This window comes from Streptomyces camelliae (assembly GCF_027625935.1).
GTDB classification, from domain to species: Bacteria; Actinomycetota; Actinomycetes; order Streptomycetales; family Streptomycetaceae; genus Streptomyces; species Streptomyces camelliae.
The window spans coordinates 3,008,952-3,025,497 of record NZ_CP115300.1 but is presented as its reverse complement, the minus strand read 5'-3'; the positions used below and the strand labels follow the sequence as shown (position 1 = coordinate 3,025,497).

The 16,546-nt window shown below is 71.1% G+C and carries 13 protein-coding genes; 6 read left to right on the top strand and 7 right to left on the bottom strand.

Annotation, left to right across the window (positions count from 1 at the left end; all coding sequences use genetic code 11):
* Positions 1–7: 7 nt before the first annotated feature.
* From O1G22_RS13575 to O1G22_RS13560, 4 genes are all read right to left on the bottom strand, one after another.
* The gene (locus O1G22_RS13575; protein ID WP_270081594.1) at positions 8–871 is read right to left on the bottom strand and encodes a carbohydrate ABC transporter permease; all 864 of its coding nucleotides are present in this window, start codon (positions 869–871) and stop codon (positions 8–10) included.
* Positions 868–2,241, bottom strand: coding sequence for an extracellular solute-binding protein (locus tag O1G22_RS13570; protein ID WP_270081593.1), 1,374 nt, complete (start codon positions 2,239–2,241; stop codon positions 868–870). Before O1G22_RS13570 ends, O1G22_RS13575 begins: the two co-directional genes overlap by 4 nt.
* A gap of 204 nt (positions 2,242–2,445) precedes the next feature.
* On the bottom strand, positions 2,446–3,135 hold the full coding sequence (locus tag O1G22_RS13565; protein WP_270081592.1) for a response regulator: 690 nt from the start codon (positions 3,133–3,135) through the stop codon (positions 2,446–2,448).
* The gene (locus tag O1G22_RS13560) at positions 3,132–4,763 is read right to left on the bottom strand and encodes a sensor histidine kinase (RefSeq protein WP_270081591.1); all 1,632 of its coding nucleotides are present in this window, start codon (positions 4,761–4,763) and stop codon (positions 3,132–3,134) included. The genes O1G22_RS13565 and O1G22_RS13560 overlap by 4 nt, the downstream gene beginning before the upstream one ends.
* A 121-nt stretch (positions 4,764–4,884) precedes the next feature.
* Between O1G22_RS13560 and O1G22_RS13555 the strand changes: the two genes are divergently transcribed.
* Positions 4,885–6,294, top strand: a complete 1,410-nt coding sequence (locus O1G22_RS13555) for a cation:dicarboxylate symporter family transporter (RefSeq protein ID WP_270086409.1) — start codon at positions 4,885–4,887, stop codon at positions 6,292–6,294.
* Positions 6,295–6,417: 123 nt separating this feature from the next.
* On the opposite strand, the gene O1G22_RS13550 is transcribed toward O1G22_RS13555, so the two are convergent.
* Positions 6,418–7,041, bottom strand: a complete 624-nt coding sequence (locus O1G22_RS13550) for a TetR/AcrR family transcriptional regulator (protein WP_270081590.1) — start codon at positions 7,039–7,041, stop codon at positions 6,418–6,420.
* 128 nt (positions 7,042–7,169) lie between these two features.
* On the opposite strand from O1G22_RS13550, the gene O1G22_RS13545 reads away from it, so the two are divergent.
* The 5 genes from O1G22_RS13545 (at position 7,170) to O1G22_RS13525 (ending at position 12,948) form a co-directional block, all read left to right on the top strand.
* The gene (locus O1G22_RS13545; RefSeq protein WP_270081589.1) at positions 7,170–8,846 is read left to right on the top strand and encodes an MFS transporter; all 1,677 of its coding nucleotides are present in this window, start codon (positions 7,170–7,172) and stop codon (positions 8,844–8,846) included.
* 113 nt (positions 8,847–8,959) lie between these two features.
* Positions 8,960–9,724 (top strand): DUF2127 domain-containing protein, encoded by a 765-nt coding sequence (locus O1G22_RS13540; RefSeq protein ID WP_270081588.1) that lies wholly within the window; start codon positions 8,960–8,962, stop codon positions 9,722–9,724.
* 65 nt (positions 9,725–9,789) lie between these two features.
* Positions 9,790–10,218 carry a MerR family transcriptional regulator gene (locus tag O1G22_RS13535; protein ID WP_270081587.1) on the top strand — a complete coding sequence of 143 codons (429 nt, stop codon included), beginning with the start codon at positions 9,790–9,792 and terminating at the stop codon, positions 10,216–10,218.
* A complete protein-coding gene (trxA, locus tag O1G22_RS13530) occupies positions 10,215–10,547 on the top strand; it encodes a thioredoxin (protein ID WP_270081586.1) in 333 nt (110 codons plus the stop codon). The genes O1G22_RS13535 and trxA overlap by 4 nt, the downstream gene beginning before the upstream one ends.
* A gap of 169 nt (positions 10,548–10,716) precedes the next feature.
* The gene (locus O1G22_RS13525) at positions 10,717–12,948 is read left to right on the top strand and encodes a HelD family protein (protein WP_270086408.1); all 2,232 of its coding nucleotides are present in this window, start codon (positions 10,717–10,719) and stop codon (positions 12,946–12,948) included.
* Here the strand turns inward: O1G22_RS13525 and glgB are convergent.
* Both glgB and O1G22_RS13515 read right to left on the bottom strand, forming a co-directional pair.
* The gene (glgB, locus tag O1G22_RS13520; protein ID WP_270081585.1) at positions 12,923–15,112 is read right to left on the bottom strand and encodes a 1,4-alpha-glucan branching enzyme; all 2,190 of its coding nucleotides are present in this window, start codon (positions 15,110–15,112) and stop codon (positions 12,923–12,925) included. The genes O1G22_RS13525 and glgB overlap by 26 nt on opposite strands.
* Entirely contained in the window at positions 15,109–16,491 is a 1,383-nt protein-coding gene (locus tag O1G22_RS13515) for a maltokinase N-terminal cap-like domain-containing protein (RefSeq protein WP_270081584.1), read from the bottom strand. Before O1G22_RS13515 ends, glgB begins: the two co-directional genes overlap by 4 nt.
* Between the last annotated feature and the right edge of the window lie 55 nt (positions 16,492–16,546).

The window sequence follows — 16,546 nt, the reverse complement described above, 5'->3', positions numbered from 1 at the left end:
TTCTGTCTCACACCTCCGTCCGCAGCAGACGCAGATAGACGACGGAGAACAGCGACCCGACGAGCAGCAGAAGCAGCGCGACGGCGGTGCCGTACCCGATCATGCTGTTCTGGAAGGCCTGTTCGTACATGAAGAGGGGGAGGGTCTGGCTCTTGTTGCCGGGCCCGCCCCGGGTCATCACCCAGATCAGCCCGAAGACGGACAGCGTCTGGAGGGTGTTGAGCATGAGGTTGGTGGCGATGGACCGGCGGATCATCGGCAGCGTGATGTGCCACATCCGCCGCCACCCGCCGGCCCCGTCGACCTCGGCGGCCTCCGTGATCTCGGCGGGTATCTCGTCCAGCGCGGCCGAGTAGACGAGCATCGAGAACGCTGTGCCGCGCCAGACGTTCGCGAAGGACACGGCGAGGATGGGGAGCGTGAACAGCCAGTTCTGGCGCGGGAGATGGAGCCAGTCCAGGATGGCGTTCAAGGTCCCCTCCCGCCGGAAGAAGGCGTACAGCAGAAACCCGGCGACGACTTCCGGAAGCACCCAGGCGGTCACGACCACCCCGCCGGTGAGGGTCCGCACCGGCTTCGAGGCCCGCTTCATCAGCGCCGCGAGGGCGAGGCCCAGGGTGTTCTGCCCGACGAGCGAGGACAGCACGGTGAAGACGAGGGTCAGCCATACGGCGTTGAGGAACTCGCTGTCCCGGAAGGCCCGCCGGAAATTGTCGAGCCCGACGAACGAGGCGTGCGCCTGCCCCGTCAACTGCAGGTCGGTGAAGGCGATGTAGACGCAGTAGGCGATGGGGCCGGCGAGGAAGAGGAGGATGAGGACGAGGGCGGGGGTGAGGGGGAGCGCCCGGGTGACCCGGCGGTACGGCCTCACCTCTGGACCACTTGGCCGCCGGTGACGTCCTTGAGCGTCGAATCGTACGTGCTCGCCGCCTTCTCGGCTGACGAGTCACCGGTGGTCACGCTCTCCATCGCCTCCTGGATGGCGGTGGACACCTTCGGGTACGCCGGATACGCGGGCCGGTAGTGGGTCGTGGCCACCAGGTCGGTGAAGAACTTGATGCCGGGCTGGGCGGTGGCGTACGAGGGGTCGGCGGCGACGTCCTTCCGCACGGAGATTCCGGAGTTGGCGATGTACCACTTCTTGGCGTTCGCCTCGGTCTGCATCGTCCTGATGAAGTCGAAGGCGAGGTCGGGATGGCCGGCCTTGGCCGGGATCGCCCAGGTCCAGCCGCCGGACATGCTCACCTTGCCGGGCGCCTGGCCGTGCTGGGTGGGCATGGAGGCGAGGCCGAGCTGCCTGGACCAGTCCGGCCATGCACGCCCGCTGCCCGGGAGCCAGGTCTGCGGCAGCCAGGAGCCGTCGAGGTCGATGCCGAGCTTGCCCTGGGGGAGCAGCTCGCCCATGACGGTGGTGGTGTAGTTGGGATCGAGGGCGTCGGAGACGTCGGGCCCGAGCTTCTCCTTGTAGACGGTCTCGACGAACTTCAGCGAGTCCGTGAACCCCTGGCTCCCGCTGATCCACTTCTTGCTGCCGCCGTCGTACAGGGGATCGGACTTTCCGTCTCCAGTCCCGTAGAGCAGCATCTCCATGGTCTGCATGGTGGACCGCTCACCCGCCGGTTTGCCGGTGTAGACGTTGAGCGGGGTGACACCGGGGACCTTCTGCTTGATGGTGCGGGCGGCGGCGAGGATGTCGTCCCAGTTCCTCGGCTGCCAGTCCATCGGCAGCCCGGCCTGTTTGAACACCCGCTTGTCGAACCAGAGCCCGCGGGTGTCGGTCCCGTCCGGCACGCCGTACGTCTTCCCGTCCTGCCCCTGGGCCGCGGCCTTGGCGGTGTCGATGAACTGCCCCCAGTCCGGCCACTTGGCGAGATAGGGGTCGAGGGGCTTCAAGTACCCGCTGGTGATGTCGGAGTTGATGAGGAAGGTGTCCTCGTAGACCAGGTCCGGCGCGGTTCTCGGCGAGCGCATCATCTGCTGGAGCTTGGTGTAGTACTCGGAGTCCGGGGCCTTGATGGGGACGAGCTCGACCTTCTTCCCCGGGTACTTCTTCTCGAACTCCTTCTTGATCCCGGCCAGATAGGTGTCCATGACCTTGACCGAGTTGTCCATCGACTGCTTGTAGGACACCTTGACCGTGTTCGGACTGCTTCCGGATCCGCTTCCGCAGGCGGTGAGGGCCGTTGCGGCGAGGGCGGCGGTGAGGAGGGCGGAGAGGGCGGCGGTGGGGCGCACGGGCATGACCTCCTGCGGGCGCACGTGGGGGTGGCCTTGGGTGGTTGCCGTGTGAAGGTAAGAGCGGTGGTCCAGTCCGGTCAATGCGTGTGCGCGGGATTGGTCTCCGGCGGGCTGGGGCAGAGGGGGCTACAGGAGGTGGTCGGCTTCGAGGACAGTGACGACCGGCGTTCAGCGTGCAGGTGTCGGTGCCCGAGCCGCGCGCCCGCCTCACCGCCCCCGCACCACCCACCGATACACCAGCTCCGGCCGCCCCACCTGCCCGTACAGGGGACTCCGGTCGGCGCGGCCCGTTTCCACCAGGTGTTCCAGGTAACGGCGTGCGGTGATCCGCGAGATGCCCACCGACTCCGCCAGCGCCGCCGCCGTAAGTCCCGCCTCCGCCTCTCGCAGAGCCGACGTCACCCGCTCCAGAGTCGGCCCGCTCAACCCCTTCGGCAGCGCCGCGGGCGAGGGTGCCCGGAGCGAAGCCAGGGCGCGGTCGACCTCGTCCTGGCCGCTGGCCTCGCCGACCGCCGCGTGGAACTCGGCGTAGCGGACCAGGCGGTCGCGGAGCGTGGCGAAGGTGAAGGGCTTCAGGACGTACTGAACGACGCCCAGGGACACCCCTTCCCGCACCACCGTCAGATCCCGCGCCGACGTCACCGCTATCACGTCCGCGTGGTGGCCGGCCGCGCGCAGGGAGCGGGCGAACTGGAGGCCGTGGACGTCGGGGAGGTGGAGGTCCAGCAGGAGCAGGTCCACGGCCGTACGGTCCAGGATGCGGCGCGCCTCCGCGCCCGTGTGCGCCTTGCCGACCGCGACGAAGCCCGGCACCCGGCCGACGTACATCACATGGGCGTCGGCGGCCACCGGGTCGTCCTCGACCACCAGCACTCTGATCGCCGGTGCATCCGTCATGTCGCGCCGCCTCCCGGCACCGGGGAAGCCGTGCGCGACGGCAACCGCACCTCGAACACCGCTCCGCCCTCCTCGCCTTCCGTCACGGTCAGGCTGCCCTCGTGGCGGGCCACCGCCTGCCGGACCAGGGCCAGCCCGAGCCCCCGCCCGCCGGGCCCGGCCGGCTTGGTGGAGAACCCCCGCTGGAATACCAGGTCGGCATGGTCGGGGTCGACACCGGGGCCGGTGTCGGCCACCCGCAGGACCACCTCGCCGGCCGAGGCGTACGCGGTCACCGTCACCCGGGCCCCGATGCTGCCCTGCGCCGCGTCCACCGCGTTGTCGATCAGGTTGCCGAGGATCGTGACCAGGTCGCGGGAGGAGAGGTCCTCCGGGAGGACGCCGTCGTCCAGGCGGCTGTCCGGGGAGACCACCAGTTCCACGCCCCGCTCGTTGGCCTGGGCCGTCTTGCCCAGCAGCAGGGCGGCCAGCACCGGTTCGCTCACCGCCGCCACCACCTGGTCGGTCAGGGCCTGCGCAAGTTCCAGCTCGGCCGTGGCGAACTCCACCGCCTCCTCGGCCCGGCCCAGTTCGATCAGGGACACCACGGTGTGGAGGCGGTTGGCGGCCTCGTGCGCCTGCGAGCGCAGAGCCTGGGTGAAGCCCCGCTCGGAGTCCAACTCGCCTGTCAGCGCCTGGAGTTCGGTCACGTCGCGCAACGTCACGACCGTGCCTCGGCGCTCGCCTCCCGACACCGGGGAGGTGTTCACCACCAGCACCCGGGACGCCGTCAGGTGCACCTCGTCCACCCGGGGCTCGGACGACAGCAGCGCGCCCGTCAGCGGGCCCGGCAGGCCGAGGTCCGCCACCGAGCGACCGATCACCTCGTCCTCGCTCCCGACGCCCAGCAGCTCCCGCCCGCCGTCGTTGATCAGCGCCACCCTGTACTGCCCGTCCAGCATCAGCAGGCCCTCGCGGACCGCGTGCAGCGCCGCCTGGTGGTAGTCGTGCATCCGGCTCAGCTCGCCGGCGTTCATGCCGTGGGTGTGGCGGCGGAGGCGAGCGTTGACGACGTAGGTGCCGACCGCGCCCAGCAGCAGCGTGCCGCCGGCGACCCCGAGCAGGGCGGTGACCTGGCCCCGGACCCGTGCGCTGATCGCCTCCACCTTGATGCCGGCGCTGACCAGGCCGATCACCCGGCCGCCGTCCTCGACCGGGGTCACCGCGCGCACGGACGGGCCGAGCGTGCCGGTGTAGGTCTCGGTGAAGGTGTGGCCGTGCACGGCGGGGTCGATACGGCCGAGGAAACGCTTGCCGATCTGCTTCGGGTCGGGGTGGGTCCAGCGGATGCCGTCCGTGTTCATGATCGTCACGAAGTCGACGCCCGCGTCCCGGGTGACCTGCAGCGCGTACGGCTCCAGGGTGGCCGAGGGATGCGGGGTGTGGATCGCCGCGCGCACCGAGGGGGCGTCCGCGATCGACCGGGCCACGGCCGTGACCTGGCGCACCGCGGCGTCCTCGGCCTGCCGCTGGTCGCTGACGTAGGTGAACAGCGCGTACCCGGCCACGACCAGCGCTATCAGCACGGCCTGCATGGCGAAGAGCTGGCCGGCCAGGCTGCGGGGCCGGGGGAGACGGGGAACGCGCATGTCAGCAGTGTGCCTCTCCGGTTAAGCGTGAACTAAATGAACGGAAGGGTGACCACCCTCACAGGGCGGGAGATAGTCCAGGCATCCCCCACAACCCCCGGACGTGAGCCGCACGCCGGTGATGCCGACGAAGACGTCAAGGAGGGCAGCCGTGGCCGCCAGCACCCCCGATACGGCACCTGCCGTGCCCCGCGTGAAGCGGGACCGCACCCATTACCTGTACATCGCCGTGATCGCCGCCGTTGTGCTCGGCATCGCCGTGGGCCTCATCTGGCCCGACGCGGGCGTGCAGCTGAAGCCGCTCGGTACGGGTTTCGTGAACCTGATCAAGATGATGATCTCGCCGATCATCTTCTGCACCATCGTGCTCGGCATCGGCTCCGTCCGGAAGGCCGCCAAGGTCGGCGCCGTCGGCGGTATCGCCCTCGGCTACTTCCTGGTGATGTCGCTGGTCGCGCTCGCGATCGGCCTCGTCGTCGGCAACGTGCTCCACCCGGGTGACGGGCTGCACCTGACCAAGGCGCTCAAGGCGACCGGGCACGCCCAGGTGTCGCCCGACGCGCTGCCGCCCGTCGACTTCGTTCTGTCGATCATTCCCAAGACGTTCGTCTCCGCCTTCACCGAGGGCCAGGTCCTCCAGACGCTGCTCGTGGCCCTGCTCGCCGGGTTCGCCCTCCAGGCCATGGGCCCGGTCGGGCAGCCGGTGCTGCGCGGCGTCGAGCACATCCAGCGGCTCGTCTTCCGCATCCTGTCGATGGTCATGTGGCTCGCGCCGGTCGGTGCCTTCGGCGCCATCGCGGCCGTGACCGGCTCGGCCGGCATCGACGCGCTGAAGAGCCTCGCCGTGCTGATGCTCGGCTTCTACATCACCTGCGTCCTGTTCGTCTTCGTGGTGCTCGGCGCGATCCTGCGGCTCGTCTCGGGGCTGAACATCTTCTCGCTGTGCAAGTACCTGGGCCGCGAGTTCCTGCTGATCCTGTCCACCTCCTCCTCCGAGTCCGCGCTGCCGCGGCTCATCGCGAAGATGGAGCACCTGGGGGTCAGCAAGCCGGTCGTCGGCATCACCGTGCCGACCGGCTACTCGTTCAACCTCGACGGCACGATGATCTACATGACCATGGCGTCGCTGTACATCGCCGACGCGCTGGGCACGCCGATGTCGATCGGTGAGCAGATTCCGCTGCTGCTCTTCCTGCTGCTGGCGTCCAAGGGCGCGGCGGGCGTCAGCGGCGCCGGCCTGGCGACCCTGGCCGGTGGCCTGCAGTCCCACAAGCCCGCGCTGGTCGACGGCGTCGGCCTGATCGTCGGCATCGACCGCTTCATGAGCGAGGCCCGCGCCCTGACCAACTTCGCGGGCAACGCGGTGGCGACGGTGCTCGTGGGTACGTGGACCAAGGAGATCGACAAGGAGCGGGTGCGCAGCGTGCTCGCCGGTGAGCTGCCGTTCGACGAGACGACGCTGCTGGACGAGCACCAGGGGACGGTCACCGAGGTCCCCGAGCAGCGGGAAGAGGCGCTGGCCAAGGCCTGACCTCGTGAACAAGCTCCGGATGTCCGGCCCCGCCTGAACCCGGGCCGGGCATCCGGGACCGCCGCCGGGCGGCTGGGGATCCCCCCGTACCTCAGCCGCCCGGCTTCTTTCCTTCCCCCGTACTCATTCCTCCGTACTCACTCTGGCCACCAGCGCGGTGGCCGTCGAGGCGGGCATGCCCGCCGCGGTCAGGATCGTGACCGTGGCGGAGCGGCCCGCCTCCTGCGCTGTGAGGAGGCCGTCGTTCACCGCCTCCGTCACCGCGAACAGCAGCTGCTCGTGCACATAGGCGAGGGCCGGGGCCGGCAGCGGTGAGCTGAACACGCCTTCCTTCAGGCCCCGCTCCAGGAGCCGGGCCTTGGCCGCGCGCAGCGGGGCGAGGCGTTCGCGGATGCCCTGGACGGTGACCGTGCGCTGGGCCAGCGCGACCAGCAGCCGGTAGCGGTCGGCGATCTCCCAGATCGCGAGCACCGACCGGGCCACCGCCTCCGCCGGGTCCGTGACCCCTTCCCGGGCCTTCGCGTCCGCGTCCGCCAGCGCCGCCACGGCCCCGTCGACGAGTGTGCTGATCAGTGCCTCACGGCTGGGGAAATGGCCGTACACCGTCCGTCGTACGACTCCCGCGGCGCGCGCGATCTGGTCCATGGAGGCGTCGGGATCGCGCAGCAGCTCCGCGAGGGCGACGTCGAGGATGCGGCGCCGGTTGGCGTCGGCGCGGCTGGTGTTACCCGTGGTCATGGCAGTCATTCTGCACGCCCTTCCGCACCCGTCATCGACTTGCACAGCATTGTGCAACGGCGTACATTGCACATGGTTGTGCAATTGCACGCCACTGTGCAAATCCTGTCGCGCACCCGAGGAAGGCGACCCCTGCCATGCGACTCGTCATGACCGAACCGGTCGACACGATGGAGCGCCCCTATGCCCGGCGCTGGTGGGCACTGCTCGTGCTCTGCCTGAGCCTGCTGATCATCGTGATGGCGAACACCGCCCTCACGGTCGCCGCGCCCGACATGACGAAGGACCTCGGCCTCTCCAGCGCCGACCTCCAGTGGGTCATCGACGGCTACACCGTGCCCTACGCCGCGCTGATGCTGCTGCTCGGCGCGATCGGCGACAAGTACAGCCGGCGCGGCGCACTCGTCCTCGGCCTGCTGGTCTTCGGCGGCGGAGCCGTCTTCGGCTACCTCGCCGACAGTGCGGCCACCGTCATCGCGGCCCGCGCCGTGATGGGCGTCGGCGCGGCACTGATCATGCCCGCCACGCTCTCCCTGCTCGCCGCGACCTTCCCGCGCGAGGAGCGGGCCAAGGCGATCGTCCTGTGGACGGCCACGGCAGGCCTCGCCATCGCCGCGGGCCCGGTCGTCGCGGGCGCGCTGCTGCGCGACCACGGCTGGTCCTCGACCTTCCTGATCAACGTGCCCATCGCGGCCGTGGCGATCGTCGCCGCCCTCGTGCTCATCCCGCCGTCCAAGGCGGGCCACCACGACCGCATCGACTACGTGGGCGGCCTGCTCTCCGTGCTCTGGACCGGCTCCCTCGTCTACATGATCATCGAGGGCCCGCACTTCGGCTGGCACGCGAAGGCGATCACGGCGGCGGTCGTGGCGGGCGCGGGCCTCGTGGCCTTCGTCGTCTGGGAGCTGCGCCACCCGCGGCCCATCCTGGACGTCCGCCGCTTCGCAGGCCGCCGCTTCGCGGGCTCCAACCTCGCCGTCGCCCTGTTCTTCCTCGCCGTCTTCGGCGCCTTCTACTACCTGACCCAGCACCTCCAGTTCGTCCTCGGCTACGACGCCCTGCAGACCGGCGTACGGATGCTGCCGCTGGCCGGCGCGGTCTTCGTCGGCTCGGCCGTGACCGGGTTCCTGACCCCGCGTGTCGGCATGAAGTGGACGGTCACCGCGGGCATGGTCGGCGGCACGACCGCCCTCGCCCTGCTGACCCGGGTGGACGCGGCCTCGACGTACACCGACTTCCTGGCCCCCCTGATCATCCTGGGCCTCGCCATCGGCCTCGCGCTCTCGCCCTGCACCGACGCCATCATGGGCGCCTTCCCGGAGTCCGAACTGGGCGTCGGCGGCGCCGTCAACGACACCTCGCTGGAGCTCGGCGGCTCCCTCGGCATCGCCATCCTCGGCTCGCTGCTCGCGACGTCGTACGGCAACCACCTGAGTGAGGCCACGGCGGGCAGCAAGCTCCCGGCGAACACTCTGGAGACGGCGAAGGACTCGGTCGGCGCCGGCTACGCGGTCGCCCAGGGCATCGGCGACAAGGCGCACGCGCTGGCCGCGCAGGCCGCCCACGCGACCAGCCCGGAACAGGCCGCCCAGCTCAAGCAGCAGGCCGGCGAACTGGCCGCCGGCGCCCGCCGGATGGCCGACGCGGTCGGCTCCTCCTTCTCCGACGCCGTCGCCCACACCAGCCTCGTCGGCGCGGTGATCCTGGGCATCGGTACGGTCCTCGTGGCGTTCCTGCTGCCGCGCGGTGAAGCCCCCGTACCGGAGGTGAAGGAGGAGGAGAAGAAGGAACTGGCGGAGAGCGCGGCCGGCTGACCCTCCTCACCCTCATCCGCTAACGTGCCGCTCCGGATGAACTGGAACGGCACGTCGGCGCATAGCGTCAGTACGTGCAGTACGTGCAGTACGTGTATTGGGAGGCACGGGGGATGAGTATCGACTGGGACCGGCGGACCTGCGCGCGCAAGGGCCACGTGACCTACGCGCCCGACGACCCCCGGCTGCGTCTGCGGCTGCATGCCGAGACCGCCCTCGGGGAGGTCTGGCGCTGCCTGCGCTGCGGTGACTTCGTGCTGGGCGAGCCGCACGGGTCCGGCCCGGCCGCCGAGGCGCCGCTCGTGCCGCGCGGCAAGGTCCTGCGGGACCTGTTCATCCTGCGCTTCCTGTCGATCGAGCGGGCGGTGCGCGGGGTGTTCATCGTGCTCGTCGCCGTGGCGGTGTGGAAGTTCAGCAACAGCCAGGACGCGGTGCGGCGCCTGTTCAACCAGAACCTGGACGTCTTCCGCCCGGTGTTCAAGCACTTCCACTACGACCTCGACCACTCACCCGTGGTCGGCTCCATTCAGAAGGCCTTCGGCTACAAGCACTCCACCCTGCTCCTGGTCGCCGCCCTGCTGCTGGCCTACGCCCTGATCGAACTCGTCGAGGCGGTCGGCCTCTGGTACGCCAAGCGCTGGGCGGAATACCTCACCGTGGTGGCGACGGCCGCCTTCCTCCCGCTGGAGATCTACGAACTCACCGAGAAGGTCAGCTACCTGAAGATCGCCACCCTCGTCCTCAACATCCTCGCCGTCCTCTACATCGCCGTGGCCAAGCGCCTGTTCGGCCTCCGCGGCGGCCGCAGGGCCTTCGAGGAGGAGCGGCAGAGCGCGTCCCTGCTGGAGGTGGAGGAGTCGGCGGGCGTGATGGTCTGAGCTCGCCCGCTGGGCGAGGTTGGCCGCTTGCCTTGACGCCGACGTCACCCCCTACGGTCGTAGGCATGCGAATCGGCGAGCTGGCCGCACGGGCCGGGACCACGACCCGCACCCTGCGCTACTACGAGTCCCGTGGGCTGCTGCCCGCCCGGCGTGACGGCAACGGACACCGCGCCTACGACGAGGCCGACCTGCGGCTGCTGGAGCAGATCCGGACGCTGCGGGACTTCGGGTTCGAGCTGGAGGAGACGCGGCCCTTCGTGGAGTGCCTGCGTGCCGGGCACCCGGAGGGCGACTCCTGCCCGGCCTCGCTCGCGGTCTACCGGCGCAAGCTGACCGAGCTGGACGCGCTCATCGGGCAGCTCCAGGCGGTGCGGGAGACGGTCGCGGGGCAGTTGGCGCGGGCCGAGGAAGCGCGGGACGCGCTGGCCGCCGAGGCGCTGGTTCCGGGGGGTCCGGAGCCCGTGTGCGAACTGGGAGGGCCTGCGCGATGAGCTTGGTGAGCGGACTGACCGAGGTGACGGACGCCGATTTCGCGGCGGAGGTGAAAGGCTCGGAACTTCCGGTGCTGGTGCAGTTCACCGCCGACTGGTGCGGGCCGTGCCGGCAGCTCGCGCCGGTGCTGAAGGACATCGCCTTCGAGGAGGGCGACCGGCTGAAGATCGTGCAGCTGGACGTGGACCGCAATCCGGAGACGACCGTCGCCTACGGCGTGCTGTCGACGCCGACGCTGATGGTCTTCCGGGACGGTGAGCCGGTGCGGTCGATGGTGGGCGCCCGGCCCAAGCGGCGGCTGCTGGAGGAGCTGGCCGACGTGCTGTAAAGAGGAGCCGCCCATCAAAAAATCCCCTGAGCAATTGCGCTCGGGGGATTTCTGTGCGTATATTCAGTGGTTCGCGACTTCAATGGGATTGGGTCGCCGAGAAGTTCACTGAGCAGAGTATATCCGGGCGGGAGCGGAATTGTCAAACACCGAATTTCCGGACGATGAATTGAAGCGCGAGCAGGAATTCATCGACGGACTGTACGCGCGCGTGGACGTACTGCGCGGCGAGGCCGAGACCTCGGTCACGGACGCGCTCGCCCAGGGTGACAAGCCCATGCAGGCCCGGCTGGAGCGGGACATCCTGGTCGCCGAGCGCTCGGGGCTGCTCGCCGCGCTGAACGCCGTCGACGGCTCGCTCTGCTTCGGCCGGATCGACCTGGCCGACGGCACCGCCCACCACATCGGCCGGATCGGGCTGCGTGAGGACGACGCCGAGCACACCCCGGTGCTCATCGACTGGCGGGCCGACGTCGCCCGCCCGTTCTACCTGGCCACCGGGCACACCCCGATGGGCCTGCGCCGCCGCCGGCACATCACCACCGAGGGCCGGGCCGTGACCTCGCTGCACGACGAGATCCTCGACCTCGGCGACGCCACCCGCACCGGGTACGAGGAACACGACGCCGACGCCGTGCTGCTGGCCGCGCTGAACTCGGCGCGCACCGGCCGCATGAGCGACATCGTGCAGACCATCCAGGCCGAGCAGGACGAGATCATCCGGGCGCCGTACCGCGGGGTGCTCGTCGTCGAGGGCGGGCCGGGCACCGGGAAGACGGCCGTCGCGCTACACCGCGCCGCCTACCTCCTCTACGAGTACCGCGAGCTGCTCGCCCGCCGGGCCGTGCTGATCGTCGGCCCCAACCCGGCCTTCCTCGGCTACATCGGCGAGGTACTGCCCTCCCTCGGCGAGACCGGGGTGCTGCTGGCCACGATCGGCGAGCTGTTCCCCGGCGTGAAGGCGACCGCGACCGACACCCCCGAGGCCGCCGCCGTGAAGGGCCGCGCCGACATGGCCGACGCGCTCGCCGCCGCCGTGCGCGACCGCCAGGCCCTGCCCGACCCGGTGATCGCCATCGAGCACGACCGCGAGGTGCTGATGCTGGACGACGGTCTGGTCTCCGTCGCCCGCGAACGCACCCGCGCCGCCAAGCTGCCGCACAACGCGGCCCGCGAGTACTTCGAGGGGCACATCCTCAACACCCTCACCGAGCTGTACGCCGAACGCGTCGGCACCGACCCGTACGACGGCAGCAGCCTGCTCGACGCCTCCGACATCACCCAGATCCGCGACGAACTCGCCGAGAACCCCGAAGTCTGGTCCGCCATCGACCAGTTGTGGCCCAGGATCACCCCACGGCGGCTGGTCGCCGACTTCCTCGCCGAGCCGGAGGGGTACGTCGGCGACGCGGACGCGGCCGCCATCCGGCGCCCGGTGACCCGCGCCTGGACCGTCGCCGACGTCCCCCTGCTGGACGAGGCGGCCGAACTCCTCGGTGAGGACGACCGGGTGGCGCGGGCGCGGGCCGACCGCGAGCGCGAGACGCAGATCGCCTACGCGCAGGGCGTGCTGGACGTGTCGTACGCCTCCCGGACCTACGAGTTCGAGGACAGGCACGACGACGAGTCCGAGGTGCTGTCGGCCCACGACATCATCGACGCCGAACGCTTCGCCGAGCGGCAGGAGGAGGCGGACCACCGCAGCGCCGCCGAGCGGGCCGCGGCCGACCGGACCTGGGCGTTCGGGCACATCATCGTGGACGAGGCGCAGGAGCTGTCGCCGATGGCCTGGCGGCTGCTGATGCGGCGCAGCCCGACCCGCTCGATGACCCTGGTCGGCGACCCGGCCCAGACGGCGGAGGCGGCGGGCGTGGGCTCCTGGGCGGACATCCTCGCCCCCTACGTCGAGGACCGCTGGGAGCACACCCGGCTCGGCGTCAACTACCGCACCCCGGCCGAGATCATGGAGCTGGCCGCGGCCGTCGTACGCGCCGAGAACCCCGGCTTCGAGCCGCCGAGCTCGGTCCGCTCGACGGGCGTACGGCCGTGGGTGCGCCGGGCCGCCGACGACCTGCCCGGCGCGGTCGCCAAGGCGGTCGCCGAACTCACCCCGGCCGAAGGCCGGCTGGCGGTGATCGCGCCGCGCGACCTGCACCGCGCGCTCGCCGCCCGCCTGGACGGGGTGACGGCGGGCGCGGAACCCGACCTCACCCGGACCGTCGTCCTCCTCGACCCCCGTCAGTCCAAGGGCCTGGAGTTCGACTCGGTCCTGGTCGTGGAGCCGGGCCGGTACGGCACGAGTGACCTGTACGTCGCCCTCACCCGGGCCACGCAGCGGCTGGGCGTGCTGTACACGGACGGTCTGCCCGAGGCGCTCAAGCCGGCCGCAGCCACACCGTAGCCAGCGGTGGCAGGGTCAGCCGGATGCTCGTGGGGTGGCCGTGCAGGCCCTGCGGCTCCGGCTTGACCACGTCCGGGCGGGCGGCGCCGCTGCCGCCGTAGCGGGCCGCGTCGGTGTCGAGGACCTCCACCCAGGCCGGTACGTCCTCCGGGACACCGAGGCGGTAGTCCTCGCGCACCACCGGCGAGAAGTGGGAGACCGCGAGCAGGGGGGCGCCGTCGGCATCGAACCGGAGAAACGCGAAGACGTTGTCGTCGGCCGCGTCCCCGGTGATCCATCTGAAGCCCGCCGGGTCGGTGTCCCGCTGCCACAGCGCCGGGGTCGCGCGGTACAGCGTGTTCAGGTCCCGGACCAGGTCCCGTACGCCCCGGTGGTCGGCCGCGGCGCCGTAGGACGGGTCGAGCAGCCACCAGTCGGGGCCGTGCGCCTCGGACCACTCGGCGCCCTGGGCGAACTCCTGTCCCATGAAGAGGAGTTGCTTGCCGGGGTGGGCCCACATGAAGCCGAGGTAGGCCCGGTGGTTCGCGCGCTGCTGCCACCAGTCGCCGGGCATCTTCGACACCAGGGACCGTTTGCCGTGCACGACCTCGTCGTGGGAGATCGGCAGGACGTAGTTCTCGCTGTACGCGTACACCATCGAGAACGTCATCTCGTGGTGGTGGTACTTGCGGTGGACCGGCTCGTGGGCCAGGTACGCCAGCGAGTCGTGCATCCAGCCCATGTTCCACTTGAGCCCGAAGCCCAGCCCGCCGGTGTCCGTCGCCCGGGTCACCCCGTCCCAGGCCGTCGACTCCTCCGCGATGGTGACGACCCCGGGACAGCGGCGGTACACCGTGGCGTTCATCTCCTGCAGGAACGCCACCGCGTCCAGGTTCTCCCGGCCGCCGTGCTCGTTCGGGGTCCACTGGCCCGGCTCGCGCGAGTAGTCCAGGTACAGCATGGAGGCCACCGCGTCCACGCGCAGTCCGTCGATGTGGAACTCCTCGCACCAGTACACGGCGTTCGCGACCAGGAAGTTGCGCACCTCCCGGCGGCCGAAGTCGAACTCCAGCGTCCCCCAGTCGGGATGCGCGGCCCGCAGCGGATCGTGATGCTCGTACAGCGGGCGCCCGTCGAACTCGGCCAGCGCCCAGTCGTCCCGCGGGAAGTGCGCCGGCACCCAGTCCATCAGCACACCGATGCCGGCCTGGTGCAGCCGGTCCACCAGGTACCGGAAGTCGTCCGGCGTGCCGAGGCGGGCCGTGGGCGCGTAGAAGCCGGTGACCTGGTAGCCCCAGGAGCCGCCGAAGGGGTGCTCGGCGACCGGCATCAACTCGACGTGCGTGAAGCCCGTCTCCGTGACGTACGCAGGAAGCTGCTCGGCGAGCTGACGATACGTCAAGCCAGGGCGCCAGGAAGGGAGATGAACCTCGTACACGGAGAACGGCGCCTCGTGCACCGGCGTGTCCCCCCGGCGCGCCATCCACTCCCCGTCGGCCCACGTGTGGTGCGAGGCCGTCACGATCGACGCGGTCGCGGGCGGGGCCTCCGTACGGCGGGCCAGCGGGTCGGCGCGCAGGGTACGGGAGCCGTCCGGGCGGGTGATCTCGAACTTGTACAGCTCGCCCTCGCCGATCCCCGGCACGAACAGCTCCCACACACCCGAGGAGCCCAGTGAGCGCATCGGATGCCCGGTGCCGTCCCAGAAGTTGAAGCCGCCCGCGAGCCGTACCCCGCGCGCGTCCGGCGCCCACACCGCGAACCGGGTGCCGGACACGCCCTGATGCTCCACGACATGCGCGCCGAGCGCCCGCCACAGCTGCTCGTGCCGGCCCTCGCCGATCAGATGCAGGTCCAGCTCGCCCAGCGTGGGCAGGAAACGGTAGGCGTCCTCGGTGTCCTGGACCGACCCCTCGTACGCCACGAGCAGCCGGTAGCCGGGGACCTCGGTGAGCGGGAGCAGTCCGGAGAAGAAGCCGTCCCCGTCGTCGTGCAGCCCGGCCCGCAGCTCGCCGGTGACGACGGTGACGGACCGCGCGTACGGCCGGAACGCGCGGAAGACGACGCCCCCGGGGACGCGGTGGGCGCCCAGGACGGCGTGCGGGTCGTGGTGGGTGCCGTGCAGCAGCCGTGCGCGGTCACCGGCGTCCAGGCCGCCGGCGGACGTGGTCGACGTGTTGGTCACGGACGAGCCTCCTGGTCGGGCGCGGCGAGGCGGGCGATCGCCGAGAGCGGTACGGGCAGCCAGTCGGGGCGGTGGCGGGCCTCGTAGACGGCCTCGTAGACCGCCTTGTCGGTCTCGTAGGCCCGCAGCAGCTCCGCGTCGGCGCGCGGATCGTGCCCGGACACCTCGGCGTACCCGGCGCAGTACGCGGCCCGGCACCCGCGTGCCCAGTCCGGTGCGGGCGGGGTCACGGAGTGGGCCGCGTAGTCGAAGGAGCGCAGCATGCCGGCGATGTCCCGCACCGGCGGCTGCGGCAGGCGCCGTTCGGCGAGGGGGCGGGCCGGTTCGCCCTCGAAGTCGATCAGCGACCACTGCCCGTCCGCCGAGCGCAGACACTGCCCGAGGTGCAGATCGCCGTGGATCCGCTGGGCGGTGCGGGTGTCGCCCTCGGCGGCCAGGCGGTGCAGCGCGGCATAGGCCTGGCGCAGCCCGGTGGCGTACGGCCGCAAGCCCGGGACCGCCTGTACGGCCGCCTCCAGCCGCTCGATCATGCCGTCGGCCAGCCCCTGAAGCTGAACATGGCCGAGAGTGACCGTCGGCAGGGCACGGGCGAGCGCGGTGTGCACCTCGGCGGTGGCCCGGCCCAGCTCCCGCGCCTCGGCGGCGAAGTCCTCGCCCTTGGCCAGCTCGCGCAGCGCCAGCTCCCAGCCGTCGGCGCCGCCGCGTACATAGGGCTGGAGCACGGCGAGGACGTACGGCTCCCGGCCGGTCTCGGCGTACGCCCACGCGGTCGGCGCGGGCACCCGGGGGCAGCCCTCGCGGGCCAGCGCGAGCGGGAGCTCCAGGTCGGGATTGACGCCGGTCACGACCCGGCGCAACAGCTTCAGGATGAACGTATCTCCGTAGACGACCGAGGAGTTGGACTGCTCGGCGGTCATCAGCCGGGCCACCAGGTCCGTACGTATCTCCTGGCGCGGGTCCCGCTCGAAGCGCAGCCCGCCGATGCGGGCCTGGGTGCGCAGGGCCTCCAGGAGCACCTCGGCGGGCCGGGGGTCGTACAGGGCCTCGTACACCGTGCGTCCGGCGAGCGGCCCCTGCGTCACATGGCCGATCAGCGCGGGCGCCAGCCGGGGCGGGAGCGCCTCGCGCACACCTATGAGGAACTGGTAGCAGTCGCCGGGACCCGGGACGCCGGTCTGGTGGACCCGCAGCAGCAGGTGGTACAGGCCGAGCCGGCCGTCGGGCGGAAGCAGTTCGGTGACGGCCACGGGCGTGAACCCGGTGACCGGCCGCCCCTTGCCCGCGAACCACCGCTGCCTCGGCAGCCAGGTGCGCAACAAGGGGTCGAGGGAGGCGATGAGGGGGGTGTTGCGGCCGTAGGGGGTGACCGTCTCCGCCATGGGCGTCACGTCCTTTCCCCGGGTCGTCGGGGGCGGGGTGTTCCTGATGCGTGCC